Source organism: Phenylobacterium sp. NIBR 498073 (genome assembly GCF_027286305.1).
Taxonomy (GTDB): Bacteria; Pseudomonadota; Alphaproteobacteria; order Caulobacterales; family Caulobacteraceae; genus Phenylobacterium.
Genome location: NZ_CP114599.1, coordinates 2064753 through 2081238, shown reverse-complemented (window position 1 = coordinate 2081238; position 16486 = coordinate 2064753). Strand labels below are relative to the sequence as shown.

22 protein-coding genes are annotated in these 16486 nt (G+C 68.0%); 10 read left to right on the top strand and 12 right to left on the bottom strand.

Going from position 1 to position 16486, the window contains the following annotated elements:
• Positions 1 to 87: 87 nt before the first annotated feature.
• The 5 genes from scpB to O4N75_RS10395 all read right to left on the bottom strand — a co-directional run bounded on the left by scpB (position 88) and on the right by O4N75_RS10395 (position 4618).
• Positions 88 to 732 (bottom strand): SMC-Scp complex subunit ScpB, encoded by a 645-nt coding sequence (gene scpB, locus O4N75_RS10415; protein WP_269629274.1) that lies wholly within the window; start codon positions 730 to 732, stop codon positions 88 to 90.
• Entirely contained in the window at positions 729 to 1532 is an 804-nt protein-coding gene (locus O4N75_RS10410) for a ScpA family protein (protein WP_269629273.1), read from the bottom strand. Before O4N75_RS10410 ends, scpB begins: the two co-directional genes overlap by 4 nt.
• Positions 1529 to 2551 carry a beta-N-acetylhexosaminidase gene (gene nagZ, locus O4N75_RS10405; RefSeq protein ID WP_269629272.1) on the bottom strand — a complete coding sequence of 341 codons (1023 nt, stop codon included), beginning with the start codon at positions 2549 to 2551 and terminating at the stop codon, positions 1529 to 1531. Before nagZ ends, O4N75_RS10410 begins: the two co-directional genes overlap by 4 nt.
• A complete protein-coding gene (locus O4N75_RS10400; RefSeq protein WP_269629271.1) occupies positions 2548 to 3345 on the bottom strand; it encodes an SPOR domain-containing protein in 798 nt (265 codons plus the stop codon). The genes nagZ and O4N75_RS10400 overlap by 4 nt, the downstream gene beginning before the upstream one ends.
• Positions 3346 to 3445: 100 nt before the next feature.
• Complete coding sequence (locus tag O4N75_RS10395) at positions 3446 to 4618, bottom strand: deoxyguanosinetriphosphate triphosphohydrolase (RefSeq protein WP_269629270.1); 1173 nt, start codon at positions 4616 to 4618, stop codon at positions 3446 to 3448.
• A gap of 78 nt (positions 4619 to 4696) precedes the next feature.
• Between O4N75_RS10395 and erpA the strand changes: the two genes are divergently transcribed.
• Positions 4697 to 5029, top strand: a complete 333-nt coding sequence (gene erpA / locus O4N75_RS10390; protein WP_267229748.1) for an iron-sulfur cluster insertion protein ErpA — start codon at positions 4697 to 4699, stop codon at positions 5027 to 5029.
• Between the two features lie 49 nt (positions 5030 to 5078).
• Here erpA and O4N75_RS10385 read toward each other — a convergent pair whose 3' ends face one another.
• Positions 5079 to 6026, bottom strand: coding sequence for a CsgG/HfaB family protein (locus tag O4N75_RS10385; protein ID WP_269629356.1), 948 nt, complete (start codon positions 6024 to 6026; stop codon positions 5079 to 5081).
• Positions 6027 to 6180: 154 nt separating this feature from the next.
• Between O4N75_RS10385 and xth the strand changes: the two genes are divergently transcribed.
• From xth to O4N75_RS10365, 4 genes are all read left to right on the top strand, one after another.
• The gene (xth, locus tag O4N75_RS10380) at positions 6181 to 6960 is read left to right on the top strand and encodes an exodeoxyribonuclease III (protein WP_269629269.1); all 780 of its coding nucleotides are present in this window, start codon (positions 6181 to 6183) and stop codon (positions 6958 to 6960) included.
• A gap of 71 nt (positions 6961 to 7031) precedes the next feature.
• Positions 7032 to 7409: a hypothetical protein gene (locus O4N75_RS10375; RefSeq protein ID WP_269629268.1), complete on the top strand. Its 378-nt coding sequence runs from the start codon at positions 7032 to 7034 to the stop codon at positions 7407 to 7409.
• Positions 7409 to 8212: a DUF2145 domain-containing protein gene (locus tag O4N75_RS10370; protein WP_269629267.1), complete on the top strand. Its 804-nt coding sequence runs from the start codon at positions 7409 to 7411 to the stop codon at positions 8210 to 8212. The genes O4N75_RS10375 and O4N75_RS10370 overlap by 1 nt, the downstream gene beginning before the upstream one ends.
• A 61-nt stretch (positions 8213 to 8273) precedes the next feature.
• A complete protein-coding gene (locus tag O4N75_RS10365) occupies positions 8274 to 8876 on the top strand; it encodes a DUF4126 domain-containing protein (protein ID WP_269629266.1) in 603 nt (200 codons plus the stop codon).
• Here O4N75_RS10365 and O4N75_RS10360 read toward each other — a convergent pair.
• Positions 8866 to 9249: a YidB family protein gene (locus O4N75_RS10360; protein ID WP_269629265.1), complete on the bottom strand. Its 384-nt coding sequence runs from the start codon at positions 9247 to 9249 to the stop codon at positions 8866 to 8868. The genes O4N75_RS10365 and O4N75_RS10360 overlap by 11 nt on opposite strands.
• Before the next feature lie 118 nt (positions 9250 to 9367).
• On the opposite strand from O4N75_RS10360, the gene O4N75_RS10355 reads away from it, so the two are divergent.
• A complete protein-coding gene (locus O4N75_RS10355) occupies positions 9368 to 9997 on the top strand; it encodes a hypothetical protein (protein ID WP_348649541.1) in 630 nt (209 codons plus the stop codon).
• Positions 9998 to 10001: 4 nt separating this feature from the next.
• On the opposite strand, the gene O4N75_RS10350 is transcribed toward O4N75_RS10355, so the two are convergent.
• The 3 genes from O4N75_RS10350 to O4N75_RS10340 are packed head-to-tail and all read right to left on the bottom strand — an operon-like array spanning position 10002 to position 12188.
• Positions 10002 to 10685 carry an aspartate/glutamate racemase family protein gene (locus O4N75_RS10350; RefSeq protein ID WP_269629264.1) on the bottom strand — a complete coding sequence of 228 codons (684 nt, stop codon included), beginning with the start codon at positions 10683 to 10685 and terminating at the stop codon, positions 10002 to 10004.
• A gap of 56 nt (positions 10686 to 10741) precedes the next feature.
• Positions 10742 to 11221: a glutathione peroxidase gene (locus tag O4N75_RS10345; RefSeq protein WP_269629263.1), complete on the bottom strand. Its 480-nt coding sequence runs from the start codon at positions 11219 to 11221 to the stop codon at positions 10742 to 10744.
• 40 nt (positions 11222 to 11261) lie between these two features.
• A complete protein-coding gene (locus O4N75_RS10340) occupies positions 11262 to 12188 on the bottom strand; it encodes a Gfo/Idh/MocA family oxidoreductase (protein WP_269629262.1) in 927 nt (308 codons plus the stop codon).
• 120 nt (positions 12189 to 12308) lie between these two features.
• Here O4N75_RS10340 and O4N75_RS10335 point away from each other — a divergent pair, with 120 nt between their 5' ends.
• From O4N75_RS10335 to O4N75_RS10325, 3 genes are all read left to right on the top strand, one after another.
• Positions 12309 to 13313 carry an NADP-dependent oxidoreductase gene (locus O4N75_RS10335; RefSeq protein ID WP_269629261.1) on the top strand — a complete coding sequence of 335 codons (1005 nt, stop codon included), beginning with the start codon at positions 12309 to 12311 and terminating at the stop codon, positions 13311 to 13313.
• Between the two features lie 63 nt (positions 13314 to 13376).
• Entirely contained in the window at positions 13377 to 14276 is a 900-nt protein-coding gene (locus tag O4N75_RS10330) for a cobalamin biosynthesis protein CbiG (protein ID WP_269629260.1), read from the top strand.
• An 86-nt stretch (positions 14277 to 14362) separates the two neighbouring features.
• A complete protein-coding gene (locus O4N75_RS10325) occupies positions 14363 to 14674 on the top strand; it encodes a hypothetical protein (protein ID WP_269629259.1) in 312 nt (103 codons plus the stop codon).
• Between the two features lie 90 nt (positions 14675 to 14764).
• On the opposite strand, the gene O4N75_RS10320 is transcribed toward O4N75_RS10325, so the two are convergent.
• Positions 14765 to 15049 carry a hypothetical protein gene (locus O4N75_RS10320; protein ID WP_269629258.1) on the bottom strand — a complete coding sequence of 95 codons (285 nt, stop codon included), beginning with the start codon at positions 15047 to 15049 and terminating at the stop codon, positions 14765 to 14767.
• A 266-nt stretch (positions 15050 to 15315) separates the two neighbouring features.
• On the opposite strand from O4N75_RS10320, the gene O4N75_RS10315 reads away from it, so the two are divergent.
• Positions 15316 to 15525, top strand: coding sequence for a cold-shock protein (locus O4N75_RS10315; protein WP_267229763.1), 210 nt, complete (start codon positions 15316 to 15318; stop codon positions 15523 to 15525).
• Between the two features lie 495 nt (positions 15526 to 16020).
• Here the strand turns inward: O4N75_RS10315 and O4N75_RS10310 are convergent, their stop codons facing one another.
• Positions 16021 to 16428 (bottom strand): VanZ family protein, encoded by a 408-nt coding sequence (locus O4N75_RS10310; protein WP_269629257.1) that lies wholly within the window; start codon positions 16426 to 16428, stop codon positions 16021 to 16023.
• Positions 16429 to 16486 lie beyond the last annotated feature (58 nt).

Genomic DNA, 16486 nt, shown 5'->3' with positions numbered 1-16486 from the left:
CCTTAACGTCGGCGGCCGCCCTCGGCCGCGCGCCCGCCACTATTGAGAACGGAATATAGTCGGTCACGCTGCAAGACGCCACGCGTCCTAGTGCGCTGGATCGTCCTCGCCCAGGAAATCGGTGTGGAATTCGGGCGCCTCGTCGTCTCCCAGCGGGTCTTCTTCCGGCATTCCGAGGCCGGCGGGATTGGGAACGTTGAAGTCGGGCGGCAGGTCGAGGCTGAGCAGCCCCGCCGCCTTCATCTCGGCTACCCCGGGCAGGTCGCTGAGGTGCGCCAGGCCATAGTGCTCGAGAAAGGCGTCGGTGGTGCCGTAGGTCACCGGCCGGCCCGGCGTGCGGCGACGGCCGCGCATCCGCACCAGTCCCAACTCCAGCAGCACGTCGAGGGTCCCTTTGCTGGCCTGGACGCCGCGCACTGACTCGATCTCGGCGCGGGTGACGGGCTGGTGGTAGGCGATGATGGCAAGGGTTTCCTGCGCGGCCTTCGACAGCCGGCGCGGCTCCTCGCGCTCCTCGGTCATCAGGAAGGCCAGGTCCTGGGCGGTCTGGAAGCGCCAACGGCCGGCGATGCAGGCCAGCTCCACTCCCCTGCCCTCGTAGGTCGTCTGCAGCGCCGTGATCGCCGCCGGCACATCCGCATTGGCCGGCAGCCGCTTGGCGAGGTCATCCAGGCTGAGCGGCCCGGCGGCGGCGAACAGCAGCGCTTCGATCTGGCGTTCGGTGTCGCTCATGGCCGCAACTCCTTGCGGGCCCGTAGATAGATGTCTGCAAAGGCCTCAAGCTGGCGGGTCTCAAGCGCCCCCTCCTTCACCAGCTCCAGGCTGGCCGACAGGGTCGAGGCGACATAGGAGGCCTGGCTCGGTCCCTCGCCGGCCGGCCGCAGCGGCGCGACCCCGGTCAGCGGGGTCCAGCGCCCCAGGTCAGGCAGCATGTGGCGCAGCCGATCGCGGGCGTCCTCCAGCGGATAGGCCTGCTGCACGCGCGGGGTGTAGTGGCGGCCCTGCTCCTTGCGGCGCTGTTCGATGTAGGCGCTCATCAGGCCATAGAGGTCGCCTTCGAGACGGGTCGAAGGAATGACCTTGATCGCTTCGGGGTCGCCGCGGACGAACACCTCGCGGCCGAGCTGGGGCCCGTCGCGCAGAGCGTCAGCGGCCTTGCGCATGGCGTCGAGCTTGGCCAGGCGGAAGGCGAGCTGGGCGGCCATCTCCTCGGCCGGAAGCTCCTCGGCCTTGGGGCGCTCGGGCTTGGGCAGCAGCAGCCGCGACTTCAAGTAGGTCAGCCAGGCGGCCATGACCAGGTAGTCCGCCGCCAGCGAGAAGCGCACGCGCCGAGCCTGCTGGACGAAAGACAGGTACTGGTCGGCCAGCTTGGTGATCGACAGCTGCAGCAGGTCGACCTTCTGGTTCCGGGCCAGGGCCAGCAGGACATGCAGCGGGCCTTCGTAGCCGTCGATGTCGATGACCAGCGCATCGCCGTCTTCGGCCGCCGTATTGGCCGCTTCGAAGTCGAGCGTGGGCTGGAAGCCGCTCAAGCGGCCCACCTGCCGTCAAAGGCGGCGTCGAACCGGGCCCGGGCCTCGTCGAGGTCGAAGGGCTCGGGAACCTTGGCCAACCGGCCAAGCGCGGCCTTGGCCCGGCGCAGAGCCTGGCCCGACAGCGCCTTGGTCCCGGCCAGCACGGCTTTCATCTCGGCCATGTCGCCATTGCAGTGCAGGACCACGTCGCAACCGGCGGCCAGCGAGTCGCGGGCCCGGTCGGCGAACTCGCCGCCGAGCGCCTTCATCGACAGGTCGTCGCTCATCACCAGGCCGTCGAAGCCGATCGCCCCGCGGATCACCTGGCGCATCGCCTTCTTCGAGGTCGTCGCCGGCCGCTTGGCGTCGACGGCCGAGTAGACGACGTGGGCGGTCATCGCCATCGGCATATCCGACAGCATCTTGAACGGCGCGAAGTCCCAGGCGTCGAGCTCGTCATAGGCGGTATCGACCACCGGCAGGTCGTGGTGGCTGTCGGCCATGGCCCGGCCGTGGCCGGGGATGTGCTTGATGACCGGCAGCACCCCGCCGGCGATCAGCCCCTCGCACGCGGCGCGGCCGAGCAGCGCCACCCCGTCCGGGGTCTTGGCGTAGGCGCGGTCGCCGATGACGTCGTGCGCGCCGGCCACCGGCACGTCGAGCACCGGCACGCAGTCGACATTGATGCCCAGCGCGGCGAGGTCATGAGCCAGCAGGCGCGCGCCCAGGCGGGTGATCTCCCGCCGCAGCAGCGGGTCGTTGGAGGCCAGCTCGCCATAGGCGCGGCCGGGCGGGTAGCGCCGCCAGTGCGGCGGTCCCAGGCGCTGGACCCGGCCGCCTTCCTGGTCGATCAGCACCGGCGCGTCGGGGCGGTCGACGGCGACGCGCAGCTGATCGACCAGCCGGCGCACCTGGTCCGGAGCCTCGACATTGCGGGCGAAGAGGATGAACCCCCACGGCTGAACGTCGCGGAAGAAGGCTTCCTCCTCCCGCGAGAGGCTCAGGCCCGAACAGCCGAGGATCGCCGCACGGGTCACTTTACGAAGCAGTTCTTGCCGGCCGCCTTCAGCTTGTCGCAGAAGGCCGAAGCCTCGGCGCGGCTGGCGAAGCCGGTGACCTGGGTGCGGTAGAGGGTCGAGGTCCCCTTCTGGACCGCCTCGACCTTCTTGCCTTTGCCGGGCGCGCCCGCGACAGCCTTGCTCCACTCCGAATCCGCCAGCGCCTGCGACGAGAAGGCGCCGATCTGCACCGCGGCCGGCCCCCCCGCGGCGGCGGGCTTGGGGGCCGGCGCCTGAGCGAGCGCGGCGTCGATCGACTTGGGGGCGGGAGCCGCCGGCGGCGTGACCCTGGTCACCGGCGCGGCCGGCGGGGCCACAGCCGGACGCAGACCGCCCGCGGTGGTCGGGGCGATCGGCGCGGCCGAGACCGGCGAGGTCGGGGCCGGACGCGGCGGCGGCGGCACGGTCACCGGGGCGGGACGCGCCTGGGGCTGCTCCGGCGGCGCGGTGAAGTTCGGCGCGGCCGGCGCTTCGGAGCCGTCCTCGGAATGATAGATCTGCAGGCCGGCGGCCGGATCGGCGGGCTGGGCCTCGGCCGGCGGCGGGGCCTTCATCTCGGCCACCGGCGTGCCGACGGTGCGCGGCGCATCGCCAGCCTCGCGCACGCCGGAACGGTAGAACATGATGATGGCGACCACGAGCGCGATGAGGACCAGGGCGCTCAGGATCAGCATGACGGGCGCAGGACCACCCCCGCGCACCGGCTGGCGCGCATCGAAGGACAGCGGCGCATCGGTCGGGGGCGTATAGGCGCCGCGATCGGGGTCGGACATGGAAGGCTCCGAAAAGGACTCGGTGGCCGCAGCGCGAATCGCGCGCAGCGTTTCGGTGAGTTTACCGAAGGGGACCGAGGCTTCGAAGCCAGCCCTACGCCTAATTCCAGACGTCGAGGTGGAAAAGTCGGCGGTGCTCTTCGATGGCGAACCGGTCGGTCATGCCGGCGATGTAGTCGCACACCACTCGCGCCCGCCCGGCCTCGTCGCGGTTCTGCGAGCGAGCGAACCACTCCGTCGGCAGAACGTCGGGTTCAGCCATGAACAACTGGAACATCTCGGCAAGAATGCGGCGGGCCTGGCTGCGGGTTCGATTGACCTTCCAGTAGCGGTACATGCGGTTCATCAGGAACTCGCGCAGCCGCGACAGGTCCTCAAGCATGTCCCGTGAAAAGGAGACGAGCGCGTGGTCCATGTTGCGCACGTCCTCGGGCGTGGCGACCTTGGCCTCGAGGGCGCGACGATGGGTCTCAGCCAGAACGTCGTCGACCATCGCCCCGATCATCCGCCGGACAGCCTCCAGTCGCGTGATCACCGGATCGACGCCCGGATAGTCCTTGTAGACGCCAGCCAGGATCGGCCCGATCAGCGGCACGTCCAGCAGGTCGTCGAGGGTGAACAGGCCGGCGGCGACGCCGTCGTCCACGTCGTGATTGTTGTAGGCGATGTCGTCGGCCAGGGCGGCCACCTGGGCCTCCGCCGAGGCCCAGGTCGACAGGCGCAGGTCGTAGCCCGTGTCGAATTCGGCGATCGAATTCCAGGACGGGCGGTCCAGCTTATCGGCCACCGGGCCGTTGTGCTTGATGATCCCTTCCAGGGTTTCCCAGGTCAGGTTCAGGCCGTCCCAGCCGGGATAGCGGCGCTCCAGCTTGGTGACGACCCGGAAGGTCTGCACGTTGTGGTCGAAGCCGCCGTACTTCTCCATCTGGATCTGCAACTCGTCCTCGCCGGCGTGACCGAACGGCGGGTGGCCGAGATCGTGGGCCAGGGCGATGGTCTCGGCCAGATCCGGCTCGAAACCGAGGGCCGTGGCGACCGAGCGCGCGATCTGCGCCACTTCCAGCGAATGGGTCAGCCGGGTGCGGAAATGGTCGCCCTCGTGCGCCACGAACACCTGGGTCTTTTCCTTGAGTCGCCGGAACGCCGTCGCGTGGATGATCCGGTCGCGATCGCGCGCGAAGGGCGTGCGGGTGCGGCTCTCCGGCTCGGACACCTTACGGCCCAAGGATTTGGTGGGATCTTCGGCGTAGGGCGCGCGGGGCGGAAGGATCATCGGGTCTCAGTTTGACGACGCCCTCTTGGACGAAGGGCTTGGCGATCTCATATAGTCCAGGCAGAGGTTTTCCGCAGTATGACTACGACCGAACTCACACTCTCGCCCGCCGCCGCCAAGCGGCTGCACGAAATCGGCGCCGCCGAAGGCAAGCCGATCATGCTGCGCATCGCGGTCGAGGGCGGCGGCTGCTCCGGCTTCCAGTACCAGTTCGACCTGGTGGACGCCGCCCAGCCCGACGACCTGAAGATCGAGCGCGACGGCGCCGCGGCCCTGGTCGACGAGATGTCGCTGGTGCTGCTGAAAGGCTCGGAGATCGACTTCGTCGACGAACTGGCCGGCGCCGAGTTCAAGGTCCGCAACCCCAACGCCAAGTCCAGCTGCGGCTGCGGCGTCAGCTTCTCGATCTAGCGCGAATCAAAAAGGGCGGGAGCCGCGGCCCCCGCCCCTGTTTCGAACCCTAGCGGGAGGGTTCGAGCTTGGTGTTCAGCACCCAGCCGACATTGTCGTTCTCGTCGGCGACTTCCCACCACAGGCCGTTCTTCTGGCCGGTCGGATAGAGGATCGCCCCCGGGTTCAGCGCACGGACCAGGGCGCCCTTGGCGTCCGGCGTGCGGCGCATGTTCACCGGCGCCGTGGCGGTGAAGGTCTTGGCCGGCGAGGCCTGGGCCGCGCCCGGCGAGGCCGAGACCAGGCCGAGTTCGTTGACCATCTTCGAATAGGCCTGGATGAAGGCCAGGGTGACGATGCGGCCGGTCTCGGTGTCTTCGTAGCCGCCGCCGACGGCGCCGCCGAAGCCGGTCGTCCCAAAGCCGCCGCCGCCGGCGCTCCAACCGATGTCGTTCTTCACCGCGTAGCCGTCGGTCACCGACACCGTTTCGGTGGTGCGGACGTTGGTCAGCGACAGCACGGTGTTGGCCTCCAGCTTGCGGGTCTTGATGCCGCCGACCAGCGCGCCGGCCGTGCCGCCGATCAGGCCGCCGGCGATGCCGGCCAGGGCCGAGCCGCCAGCATTGCCGTCGGCGGCCTGCACTTCTGCCACCAGGACGTAGTCCGCAGCCTTGATCTGACCTTGGCCGACATTCGAGCCGCGCTGCATGCCCAGGCCCGCGCCGATGTCGCGTTCGGCTTGGGCGGCGTTGAGGCCCGCACCACGGTCCACCAGGTTGAAGCAGCCCGAGCGTTGAACGATCGAGCGCAGAAGCTTGGCCGGCGGCGCAAGGTTGTACTGGTTCCAGCCGCGCGGATCGTCGCCGTTGGTGATGGAAAGCGTGCCGAGCTTGCGGGTGCAACGCGGCACCTCGGCCGACGCGGCTTCCTGCATCTTCTGAGCGTTGGACGCCTTGGCCGGACGGCCCTGGGCGAACGCACCGACCGGCGCCGCAGTCAGCACCGCTGCGCCGACCATGGCCAGCTTTGCAAAACGCGACATGAATACCCCCGTGCAATGACAATTGGTCGCAGGTAGCTAGACTATCATTGCGACAAGGTCACGTGCGTTCGCGGGGCTTGAGCCACGCAGTCGGCGCCACTAGCGTCCCCACCCCTAGCTGGAGCAGTCGATGCGCATCGCGACCTGGAACGTAAATTCTGTCAACGCACGCCTCGAAACGGTGCTGCGTTGGTTCGAGGAGGCCGCCCCGGACGTCGCCTGCCTGCAGGAAATCAAGTGCGTCGACGAGAAGTTCCCAGCCGAGGCCTTCGAGCGCCTGGGCTACAACGTCGCCGTTCACGGCCAGAAGACCTACAACGGCGTGGCGATCCTCTCAAAGGCCCCGCTGGAGGACGTCCGCAGGGGCCTGCCCGGCGACGACGCCGACGAGCAGGCGCGCTACCTCGAGGCGGTGATCAGCGGCCCTCGCCCGGTCCGCGTCGCTTCGATCTACCTGCCCAACGGCAATCCGATCGGAACCGAGAAGTTCGACTATAAGCTGAACTGGATGGCGCGACTCAACGCCCACGCACGCGAACTGCTGAGCTACGAGGAGCCGCTGGCCCTGGTCGGCGACTACAACGTCATCCCCGAGGCGCGCGACGCGGCCCATCCCGAGAACTGGCTGGGCGACGCCCTCTTCCAGCCGCAGAGCCGCGAAGCGTTCCGGGCCCTGCAATGGCTGGGGCTGACCGAAGCCTTCATGACCGCCGACGGCTCGCCGGGCGCCTACACTTTCTGGGACTATCAGGCCGGCGCCTGGCAGCGGAACAACGGCATCCGGATCGACCACGCCCTGCTCTCGCCCCAGGCGGCGGACCTGCTGCGCGGCTGCGTCATCCACAAGGACGTTCGCGGTTGGGACAAGCCGTCCGACCACGTGCCCCTGGTCGTCGAACTGGAAGTCTAGTTCGTCGCAAAGCGTTTGCCGCAATTCCGGCCCGATCCTAGCTGCACCATGAACTCATCGGAGGTGTTCACATGCGCGTTCTCATGATTGCGGCGCTCGCCCTTGGCGCAGGCGCCGCGCCGGCCCTGGCCCAGGACAGCGCCGCCAACGCCTCGGCCGCCAGCGGCGCCTCGTCCGAGGCGGTCGGTCACCTCGCTGCTGCGGGCGTGCAGGCCGTGGTGGGCGTCGCCGCCGTACCCGTCAGCGTCGCGGCGGCCGGTTCGGGGGCCGCGGGATCCGCGGCCGTGAGCGTCGGCGCAGGCTCGGCCGCGGTCGGCGGCGGCCTGTCCGAAGCGGCTGGAGCCTCGGCCGACTTCGCCTCCGGCCCGCTGAAGGTCGACGACAAGGTGGTCGTCTCGCCCGACGCCATGCCCGCAGTGCCCTACAACGCCCAGAAGCCGACCCCCTGATGAAAGCCCTTCAAGCCGCGCTGGTCGCGGCGGCGCTGAGCGCCGCCGCCGTGCCGGCGAGCGCGCAGGACAGCTCCGTCCGCGCGATCTCCCAGCACCTGAGCGCCGAACAGGCCGCCGCGTTCTCAAAGCAGGTCGAGCGCGACCTCGCCGCCAAGGGCGCGCGGGTGGCTATGGTGTTCCGCGCCGGACGCATGCGCGATCAACTGCCCGAGGGCATCGCCTATACCCACGGCGCGTTCTGGGTCTATCGCGACATCAAGACCGCCGACGGCGGGACGATGAAGGGGTACGCCGTCTACAACCTCTATGCAGGCAACGGGACCGACTGGTCGAAGATCGAGAGCCGCCTGGTCCAGGACTTCCCGCTGGACTTCACCCGCGGCTCCACCGTCGACGACATGGCGGTGATCATCCCGAGCCCGGAAATGCAGCGCCGCATCCTGGCCGTGATCGACAGCCCGACCTACCAGAAGGTCCACAACCCGGCCTACTCGCTGGTCGCCAATCCGTGGGCCCGCAAGTACCAGAACTGCAACAACTTCATGTTGAACGTCATCGGCGCGGCGATCTGGCAGACGGACGATCCGCAGCGGATCACCGCCAACCTGAAGGCCCATTACGAGCCAACGGTCGTGAAGACCAACGCCGTGGTGCGACTGTTCGGGCCGATCGCAGACCAACGGCTGCGCACCGACGACCAGGACGGCACGGTCCGCACCGCGACCTACGAGTCGATGGCCGAGTTCATGCGCGAGAACAACCTGTTGCAGGAAGCCTACGTTTTCAACTTCCAGCGCTGAGCTTCACCTCCCGGTTGATCGGGGCTAGCCTCACCGCGAGAAGCTGCTGGGAGATCGGGCCATGGGCGCGGTCGAACTGGTCGGAGTGGCCGCGAGCCTGAGCTTTCTGGCGGGCTGGCGGCTCTATGCCTGCATCGCCGCCGTGGGTCTGGCCATGCGGTTCGGGGTCATTGACCTGCCGCAGAAGATCCAGGCCCTGGACGCGCTCGCCAATCCCTGGGTGATCGGCGTCGCCGCCTTGGGCGCGGTCGCCGAACTGGTCGCCGACAAGGTGATGTGGTTCGACACCCTCTGGGACGGCGCGCACACCTTGGTCGGCCCGCTGGGCGGAGCGCTGCTGGCCCTGGCCATTGTCGACGCTTCCGACCCGGCCTGGCAGGTGGTGGTGTTCATGCTGGGCGGCGGCGCGGCGCTGCTCAGCCACAGCGCCAAGGCCAGCGCCCGCGCGGCGGTGAACACCAGCCCCGAACCGGTCAGCAACGTCGCTGTCAGCGGCTTTGAGGACGTGATGACCGCCGGCGGCCTGTGGCTGGTGCTCAGCCAGCCGCACATCGCCATTGCGGTGGCGGTCGGCCTGCTGCTCTGCGCGCTCGGCGTGATCTATGTCAGCTGGCGCATCCTGCGGAGCCTGAAGCGCTGGTGGTCCAGCGACCCTAGCCCCTGAGCTTGCCCAGGATGTCGGCGAGGCCGCCCAGCCCGCCGCCAGCGGCGACCTGACCGTTCGGAGTGAGTTGGTCGATCACCTGGGGCAGCACCTGGGCCAGCGTGCCGGCCGCCGCCTGCGGATCGACGCCCAGCTTGGCTGCGAAGTCGGCGAGCATGCCCGAGGACAGCACCGCCTGGATCTGCTCGGCCGAAATCGGCAGGTTGCCCCCGGTCGAGACCCACGACTTGGCGATTTCGCCCAGACCGCCTTGTTCGAAAGCGCCGAGCAGGCCGCCCAGCCCGCCTTGCTGTTGGCCAAGAAGATCGGTGATGGCGCCGATCGGCGATCCATCGCCGCCCGCCCCGCCCAGAATGCTGTCCAGCAGACCCATGTCGCGCTCCTGTCATCCGACGATCGTCGCGCCATATGAGACATCAGCTGCGTGACACTTCAATCATTGGCTGGCGGCTGGTCTTCTCGGCCTTTGCGAACGGCGCTAGCGTCCAGGCATGAACGAATGGCCCAGGCTTTTCCTGCTGTTGGCGCTGGCCGGCGTGGTCGTGACCCTGCTCGGCAGCGCGGCCGCCTGGCTGATGGACGAGGAGCGGCGCATCCGGCGCGCGCTGAAGCGAGTCCTGAAGGGACCGGCCGAAGCCGTGATCATCGCTCGCGGGCGCGGCCGGGGCGCGGGGTTCAACACCTCGACCGGGCTGATGGGCGTGGCCTGGGACGCCGGGGCCTGGCTGCTGATCTACCGCCTGGACGAGCTCATGGGCGCCGAGGTGATCGTCGACGGCCAGGTGGTGGCGCGCGCCTATCGCGGCGAGCCCCGCCGCGCCCTCGACCAGACGCTGGAGCACGCCGCGCGGGTGACGCTGCGGCTGATCTTCGACGACCCGCACCATCCCGACTTCGACCTGGACCTGTGGCTGGCCGGCGATGAGGCGCGCCGGCGGGCGACCTCGCCCAGCGACGCCATGCAGGAGGCCAACCGCTGGCTGGCGCGCGCCGAGGCGATCCTGCGCCGTCCGATCGCCCCGCGCGTCGCGGCCGCCATGCCGGGCCCCGCCCCCGACGCCGCCCAAGACGACGACGAGGAGCCCCCGTTCCAGCTGGACAGCGACGAGCGGCTGCTGTGAGGCCTTAGCCCAGGGCGAAGTCGACGCCAGCCCGGGCGTGCACCAGGGCGGTGTCGATCACCGGCCGGTCCAGATCGTCCGGCGACAGCAGCAGGCCGACCTCGGTGCAGCCGAAGATCACGCAGTCGGCGCCCGCGGCCCGGGCGATCATCGCCAGCACCTCGGTCTTCGAGGCGGGCGAAATCACGCCCTGGCACAGCTCGTCATAGATGATCGCGTGCAGCCGCTCGCGTTCGGCGTCGCTAGGGATGCTGGCCTCGACTCCCTGGACCTTCAGCCGCTCGCGATAGAACGGCTTTTCCATGGTGAAGCGGGTGGCCAGCAGCAGCGGCCGCGAGCAGCCGGCCGTCTTGACCGCATCGGCGGTGGCGTCGGCGATGTGGATGAGCGGCACGCTCACCGCCGCCTGCACCTGGTCGGCGACGAGATGCATGGTGTTGGCCCCGATCATGATCGCCTCGGCGCCGGCCCGCTCCAGCCGCGCTGCGGCCTGGGCCAACACTTCGCCGGCGGCCTGCCAGTCGCCGTCGGCCTGCATCCGGGCGATCGGCGCGAAGTCCACCGACCACATCAGCAGCTGGATGGAGTGCAGGCCGCCCAGCCGCTCGCGCACCAGCCGGTTCATGGCCTGATAGTAAAGCGTCGTGCTCTCGGCGCTCATCCCGCCCAGCAGTCCGACCGTACGCATTGAACCCCCGACTTGATTGACGCGCCCCGTGTCGCCGCGGCGAAACGGGCGAGCGCCTAAAGCGCCGCCTTGATCGCGCCGACGACTTCGTCATCCAGCGGCTCGGTGCGCGGGCCGAAGGCGCGGATCAGCTTGCCGTCCTTGCCGACCAGGATCTTGTGGAAGTTCCACACCGGCTCGGCGGACTCGCCGAGGACTTCCTTGGCCCACTTGTAGAATGGGTGCGCGGTGTCGCCCTTGACGTCGGTCTTGCCGGTCAGCGGGAAGTCGACGTTGAAGCGGGTCTCGCAGAATTCCTTGATCTCGGCCTCAGTGCCCGGCTCCTGGCCCGCGAATTGGTTGCAGGGCACGCCCAGCACCACCAGCCCCTGGTCGCGATAGTCGCTGTAGAGCTTCTCGAGGCCTTCATACTGCGGGGTCAGGCCGCACTGCGAGGCCGTGTTCACCACCAACACGACCTTGTCCCGATACGTCTCAAGCGGCAGGTGGCCGCCTCCGATGGTGTGGAACTCGAAGTCGTAGGCGAACTTGGTCATGGCCGTGCTCCACCGATGGGGTTGAGCAAGCCTAACGCCGCTAGCGCCGATCCTCCAGCGCCCGTTCGACCGCCAGCGCCAGATCGAGCGCGCGGGCCGCTTCCTGGGCGGTCACGATCGGGCGAGGCGCCTCGCCGCGCACCGCCGCCAGGAACCCCTCGACGCTGGTGGCCAGGGTGTCCTTCACGGCCGGGGCCTCGGCATAGTCCTCATTCAGCGCAAAGCCCGTGGTGTTGCGGAACTTGCGGCTGATGAAGTCGATCTCGACCTCGCCGGACGGATAGACCAGCTTCATGCTGCGCTTGCGCTCCAGCGCCATGCGCGAGGAATCGAACACCGCGGTGAAGCCGTCGTCGAAGGTCACCTCGGCCCGGGCCTGATCCCAGCCGCCGGAGAAGTCGACCGTCCCCTCGCCCTCGACCGCCATGGGCTGGGCGGTCGACAGCGACAGCGCCAGGTCCAGGTCGTGGATCATCAGGTCGAGCACTACCGAGACGTCCAAGCTGCGCTCCGACGGCGTGCCGTGGCGGATCGACTCCAGGCTCAGCGGCTGTTCGGGAATGTCGAACAGTCCCATGGCCTCGAACACCACCCGCTCCTGATGGCCGCAGGCGACCACAAGGTTCTGCCGGGCGGCCTCGGCCATGATCTTGTCGGCGTCATCCAGGCTGATGGCGATGGGCTTTTCGATGTAGACCGGCTTGCCCGCCTTCAAGGCCGCCAGGGCGCCCTCGATATGGGCGCTGGCCGGCGATGCGACGGTGACGACGTCGCAGGCCTCGAGAAACTCGTCGATCTTATGGAACGCCCGTCCGCCCAGCGGAACGGCCAATGCCGCGGCGCGGTCCGGGTGATGGGTGTCGAGCACCGCCGACAGCACCGCGCCTTTGGCGCCCGCATACTTGCGCGCATGATGGCCGCCGAACACGCCGGCGCCGATCACGCCGCCTCGCAGGGGTTCGCCCATGGATTCGCTCCGCAACCAACTCTAGCGCCGCGCCTTACACGGAAGCCCCACTCGACGCCACCTGCGCCGCGCGCCAACATGGGCCGCTGACAACGACAGGCGGGCAAGGGAGACGCTGCAATGACCACCTCGCGCGAGGTCCGGCTTAAGAGCCGCCCCGTCGGCACGCCGAGCGCCGACAACTTCGAACTGGCCTCCATCACCCTGCCCGCGCCCGCCGCCGGCGAGGTTCAGGTGCGCAACGACTGGATGACCGTCGATCCCTACATGCGCGGCCGCATGAACGACGCCAAGAGCTACGCCGCGCCCTTCGCGCTGGGCGAAGCCATGCACGGCGGGGCGATCGGCACGGTGGTCGCCTCCGCCGACGAGGGCTTCAAGCCGGGCGACCTGGTGCAGTCCAACTACGGTTGGCGCGAGGCGTTCAACGCCCATGCCTCGATGGTGCAGAAGCTCGACACCATGGGGCTGCCGCCGCAGGCGTTCCTGGGCGCGGCCGGCATGCCCGGCATGACCGCCTATGCCGGACTGCTGCGGGTCGCGGCCCTGAAGGACGGCGACGTGGTTTTCGTCTCGGCCGCCTCCGGGGCGGTCGGCTCGATGGTCTGCCAGATCGCCAAGCTCAAGGGCCACAAGGTGATCGGCTCGGCCGGCGGGGCGGAGAAGGTCCGCTTCCTGAAGGACGAACTCGGCGTCGACGAGGTGATCGACTACAAGGCCGCGCCCGACCTGATGAAGGCGCTGGAGGTCGCCGCGCCGGAGGGGATCGACGTCTATTTCGACAATGTCGGCGGCGACCACCTGGAGGCAGCGCTCAACTCGGCCCGGCCCTTCGCCCGCTTTGCGCTGTGCGGGATGATCTCGATGTACAACGCCACCACTCCGCCGCCGGGACCACGCAACATCGCCCAGGCGGTCGGCAAGCAGATCCGCATGGAGGGGTTCATCGTCTCCAGCCACTACGACCTGCTGCAGGCCTTCCATCACGACCTGGCCGAGTGGCACGCCGCCGGCAAGCTGCAGTGGCGCGAGACCGTGGTCGAGGGCATCGAGCGCGCGCCCGAGGCCTTCCTCAAGTTGTTCTCCGGCGAGAACTTCGGGAAGATGCTGGTCAAGCTGACCTGAGGGCGTTGGCCGCTCGGGATCGAGCCGCTACAAGCCAAGGGTTAGTCGCCGCCGGAGTTTCCCGTGTCCCGCCTGTTCAGCGCCTATGTGATCGTCGACTGGAGCGCGGCGGCCAAGCCCGCCACGGGTCCTGACTCCGTCTGGATCGGGGTGATGAAGCGCGACCTGCGCTTCCGGCTTTCGTTCGAGGCGTTCAATCCTTCGACCCGCGCCGAGGCCGAGAAGAAGCTCGGCGAGATCCTCGACGACTTCCAGAAGCGCGGCGAGCGCGTGCTGGTCGGCTTCGACTTCCCGCTCGGCTTCCCGCGCGGCCTGGCCAAGGCGCTCGCCCTGCCCGGCGACCTCCCGTGGCGCGCGGTCTGGGACCAGCTCGACAAGATGGTCAAGGACAAGGCCGACAACACGAACAACCGCTTCGGCGTCGGCTCGGAGATCAACCGGCGGCTGACCGGCGGCCCGTTCCCGTTCTGGGGCTGCCCGCCCAAGGACGCGCTGACCACCCTGCAGCCCAAGCGCCCGCGGGCCCATGGCCCCGACGACCTGCCCGAGTTCCGGCATGCGGATCTGGCCGCCAAGGGCGCGGCCTCCATCTGGAAGCTTTACTATAACGGCTCGGTCGGCGGTCAGGCGATCCTGGGCATTCCGGCCGTCCGCCGCCTCAAGCTGGCCCGCGGCGAGGCCGTGAAGGTCTGGCCGTTCGAGGGCGGCTTCAAGGCGCTGACCGAAGCCGATCTAGCCGGCGTGGAAGTGGTCGTGGCCGAGGTCTACCCCTCGCTCTACAAGGCCCAGCCGCAGCCTGGCGAGATCAAGGACCAAGCTCAGGTCCGCGTCACCGCCGAGCACTTCGCGCGACTGGACGAGACCGGCAAGCTGGGCGCGATCTTCGGGGCCAAGAGCTCCGCGGCCGAGGTGATCGTCGACGCCGAAACCGAGGAAGGCTGGATCCTGGGCGTCGAGGCCTAGGTTCGGCCCCCCAACCAATCCGGCGTCGGTCGCTCAGTATGGCTTATTGTGACCCCACCTGAGCGATGCGTGTGATATAGTCGCCTATGGAAGAGAAGAGACGCGACAAGATGGCCGCCTCCAGAGCGGAAGAATACGCGCCGCGCCCCACCGGCAGCCTCTTCATGGCCGGCGTTGCAGGCGCCGGTTTGCTTCTCGCCGCTGACGCGATCATTTCGGGCTTCTACGCTTGGCGCCTGCGCGACAACCTCGAAAGTCTTGGGGTGCTCATGGTCGCCGGGTTCGCAGGCGGACTTGCAGTGTTTCTGCGCCTGAAAAAGAAGAACCAGCGCGCGAGGCAAAATGAGCGGGCGCAAATCAATCGCGACGAGGAAGCCAAGTCGCGGCAGCGGCAGTAGGCCAGCGCGCTGGCCGCCAGCCTCCAAAACCCGCCGCAATAGCGGCCACAGCTTGGGCTCCCGCGCCGCGCAGGCGCGGTCAGGCCGCGCTTAGGACTTGTCGGATTGCTGCTTCATCAACAGTTCGGCTCCGACGTTGACTAGAAACTCGTCGAAATATTGCCGCATGCTCATCGCCGCAGTGCGCACGTCGTCGAGAGGTAGGCTCTGATCAACAATCTGCGTAAGATCTTCAGCAAGGCCGGACAGATAGGCGCGCGGGTCACCTGCTTCCCGAGCGTTATCGCGAACCAACTGCATGATGATGTGATGGTGGACAACTGATCGAGCCTGGAGATCGGCGATCAATCGCGTGAGTTCGATTTCCTTTTGCATTAACAAACTTAGCACAAATCTTCTTTGAGCGTGAGGTGATAACGGCTCGCGCCCCAATATCGCATTGCAGGAAAGTCATTTTTATTTTTCGCTCGCAGCGAGTTGAAATACGTGAGATGCTTTCAAAATCGATTTGCGATTTAATTTCGGCCGAACAGATATTTTGACTCTAGAGTCAAACCGCGGCCCCTCTTGAACCCTCTCGAAAAACTTAAGCTACGCCTCATATCGAGCGCGCAAAAACTCTTATTCGGAGACATTTTCTCATGACTACCGGCACAGTTAAGTGGTTCAACACGGCCAAGGGCTTCGGCTTCATCCAACCCGACAACGGCGGCCCGGACGTGTTCGTCCACATTTCAGCGGTCGAGCGAGCGGGCATGGCCTCCCTGAACGAAGGCCAGAAGCTTGGCTACGAGCTAGAACGCGATCAGCGCAGCGGTAAGACGTCCGCTGGTCAACTGCAGACGGCCTAAGCGTTGGAAGCCTGGGCGGGTTTCTAATCGCGCCCAGGCGATCCCCTACAGGACGAGCGGCCACGTCCAGACTCCCTTGCCGCCAAGAACGCCTCGTCGCCCCGGCTCCGCCGCCGACGAGTGCGCCGCGCCGTTCAGCAGTCGCAATTCGGCCGCGCGGCCTCAAGCATTCCCCTCATCGCTGACCGACAACCACACGCTTCAAGCGTGAGCAGACTTCACCGCAAACAATGGAACACGAATGTCCTTCATCTCAGTCGTTCGGCGTCCGAGACGCCCTTACGTCAGTCACGCCCAGCCGGCTCGCCTAACGCCGACGTCCCATTCATCGCCGGGCAAACGGCCGATCCTTCATCTTAAAGCGGCCGCCGCGGATTAGCCTGAGAGTTTTCACTAAGCCGCGAAACGGTTCCCAACGCCGACAATGCGGCGCGTCGCGCTCGCGCTGCCTCACGCAAGCAGCTCGGTGGCGCCCGGCCTGTCCGGCCTTGTGACCTAGACCGACGAGGCCTCAGGAACCCGGTCGCTGGCCCGGCGGCGGCGCTCGACCACCGGCGGGCTACGCAGCGATTGGATCCACATCGGAACCCAGACCGCAAAGGCGCCGGCCGCGTCGGCGGCCAGATCGCTGAAGCTGACCCCGCGATGGGTGAGCATCTGCGCCACCTCGATCGAGGCCCCCAGCATGACCGCGGCCAGGGTGATCTCCAGGCGGCGGTTCTTGGGGAACGCAGCCATCATCAGGACGGTCAGGCCATAGAAGGCGATGAAGTGGGCGGCCTTGTCGGCCGGCACGAAGTTCTTCTCCACGCCCTGCAGGCCGGGCGTGACCATGCCGATCCCGCACACCAGGGCGGCGGCGACAAGCAGGCAGCGGGCGGCGGTCTTCGGCGAGAGAACCATGGCCGGCACCCTCGCAGATCAGCGTGAATCGACCGTTCACCGCGCGAAAAATAGTTCC